The 2,526-nt window shown below is 66.1% G+C and carries 3 protein-coding genes; all 3 read left to right on the top strand.

The window, feature by feature from the left end; genetic code table 11:
• Positions 1 to 698 (top strand): L,D-transpeptidase (locus EOA27_RS31610; protein ID WP_145970662.1); only part of this gene is annotated, 698 nt, incomplete at its 5' end.
• An 82-nt stretch (positions 699 to 780) separates the two neighbouring features.
• A complete protein-coding gene (locus EOA27_RS31615; RefSeq protein ID WP_126079931.1) occupies positions 781 to 1,947 on the top strand; it encodes a diphosphate--fructose-6-phosphate 1-phosphotransferase in 1,167 nt (388 codons plus the stop codon).
• Positions 1,948 to 1,958: 11 nt separating this feature from the next.
• A partial coding sequence (locus EOA27_RS31620; protein WP_127258125.1) for an MBL fold metallo-hydrolase occupies positions 1,959 to 2,526 on the top strand: 568 nt, incomplete at its 3' end.

A 2,526-nucleotide genomic window follows, 5' to 3' on the forward strand; every position in this document is an offset into this window, starting at 1 on the left:
AGGCCCAGCAGCGCCATGGCGCCGGCGCCATGGCGCTGCTGGGCCTTGCCGGCTGCACCACCACCGACACGCTCGACCTGCCGCAAATGCAGCTCGACAACACCGTCACCGGTTCCGTGCCGCCGATGCGTCCGGCGATCAGCGTCGACAAGAACGTCACCGCCCCGGACGTCATGTACGCCTCGCTTACCGACGGCGGCTTCGAGGTGCCTGCGGTGCCGTGGCAGAAGGTCAAGCCGCAGTTCCGCCGCCAGATCGTCGTCGACAAGACCGGCGAGGCGCCCGGCACCATCGTCGTGCATCTCGAGGAGCGCATGCTCTATCTCGTCCAGCCGGGGGGCGACGCCATCCGCTACGGCGTCGGCATCGGCAAGGACGGTTTCCGCTGGTCGGGCCGCGCCAATATCCAGTATGGCCGCGAATGGCCGGTCTGGACGCCGCCGCCGGAAATGATCCAGCGCAAGCCGGAACTGGTGAAATGGCAGGGCGGCCAGCCCGGCGGCCTCACCAATCCGCTCGGCGCTCGGGCGCTCTACATCTACCAGAACGGCAAGGACACCGGCTACCGCATCCACGGCTCGCCCGAATGGTGGAGCATCGGCCAGGCGATGTCGTCGGGCTGCGTGCGCCTGATCAACCAGGACATCATCGACCTCTACAGCCGCGTTTCCAAGAAGAACCCGGTCGTCGTGGTCTGATCGGGTCCGTCGGCCCACTCTTCCGTTGCGCGATGCCGCAAGACAGGCGAAGGTGCCCTGAAAACTTCGGGAGAGAACGAGCATGGCTGGAACCTTCGTCATCGCGCAGGGCGGCGGCCCGACCGCCGTCATCAACCAGACGGTCGTCGGCGCCACGCTGGAAATCCGCAAGCGTCATCCCGGCGCCAGGGTGCTGGGCTCGATCCATGGTGTGCGCGGCATCCGCGACGGCAACTATGTCGATCTCTCCGCCATCCCCGAGGATCGGCTGCGGCTGATCGCCGGCACGCCAAGCGCCGCCCTTGGCTCGACCCGCGACAAGCCGGACGCCGCCTATTGCGAGGTCATCCTCAACGGCCTGAAGAAGGTCGGCGCCGACGCCTTCATCTATATCGGCGGCAACGACACCTCGGGCACGCAGCAGATCCTGACCGATGCCGCCGGCGGCTCGATCGCCTTCGTGCATGCGCCGAAGACCATCGACAACGACCTTGAGGAGAACGACCACACGCCGGGCTTCATCTCGGCGGCCGAGTTCGTCGCAGGCGCCTTTCTCTCCGTCGACCTCGATTTCCGCGCCTTGCCCGGCATCTATGTAGGCATCGTCATGGGCCGGCATGCGGGCTTCCTCACCGCCGCAGCGGCCGCCTGGCAGCTCGATCCCGACAGCGGCCCGCATCTGGTCTACGTGCCGGAGCGCGCCTTCTCGGCGAAGCGCTTCATCGATGAAGTGCGCGAGAAGCTGGACCGCCACAAGCGCTGCATCGTCGCCGTCTCGGAAGGCGTCAGCACCGCCGACGGCAAGGCGCTGGTCGAAAGCCTGGTGCCGCCGGAGAAGCTTGAGCGCGATCAGCACGGCAACGTCAAGCTGTCGGGCAGCGACCTGCCGGCGGCGCTCGAACGAGCCCTGGCCGAAGGCCTGCCCGGCAAGCGCGCACGCGTCGATGCTTTAGGCTACATGCCGCGCGGCTATGTCGGCGCCATCAGCGCCGTCGACGCCCAGGAGGCTTTCGACGCCGGCGCCTTCGCGATCGCCGTCGCCGGGGAAGGTGGCGGCTCGGTTGCGATCCAGTATGATGGGTCGAAGACCGTGCTGAAAAAGGTGCCGCTGAAGGCGGTGGCCGGCAAGACCCGCCATATGCCCGACGATTTCATGCAGCCGGACGCCAACCAGCTTTCAGACGCGGGCATGGCCTATCTGAAGCGTCTCGTGCCGGAAAAGTACAAGGTAGGGAAGCCGTTCGTCTGATGGGCGGTCCGATGCCCGAGCTTGAGGTCGGCGACTGGTTCGGCAAGGCGACAGTCGATGCCGGCACGACGGTGTTGACCGAGCCCTTCGTGCATGATTTCGTGCGCGCCAATATCTGGCATTTGAAAGGCCGCGATGCGGACCTTCTGGTCGACACCGGCATGGGCATCCGTCCGCTGGCGCCTGAGGTCGACACGCCGCCCGGCAAGCCGCTCATCGTCGTTGCCACGCACATCCATCTCGACCATGTCGGCTCGCTGCACGAATTTCCTCTCAGGATGGGACCGAAGGTCAGCGCGGCTAAGTTCGACGGCATGGATGATACCGTCACCTACGCCTACATGTTCTACAATCTCGACGGCGCCGTCTCGAAACTGCCGGCACCGGACTGGAAGGCGGCCGACTATCGCATTCCTTCCGCGCCGCTGACCCGCGCGCTCGACGAGGGCGATGTCGTCGATCTCGGCGACCGGAAGTTCCGTGTGCTGCATCTGCCCGGACACTCGCCCGATTCCATCGCGCTCTTCGACGAGATCGACGGCCTCTTCTTTGCAGGCGACGCGATCTATGACGGCATGC

It is taken from the genome of Mesorhizobium sp. M2A.F.Ca.ET.037.01.1.1 (assembly GCF_003998075.1).
GTDB lineage: Bacteria > Pseudomonadota > Alphaproteobacteria > Rhizobiales > Rhizobiaceae > Mesorhizobium.

Excerpts from the sequence above, each read along its gene's own strand:
- EOA27_RS31615 (WP_126079931.1), top strand. The coding sequence starts at position 781 with ATGGCTGGAACCTTCGTCATCGCGCAGGGCGGCGGCCCGACCGCCGTC.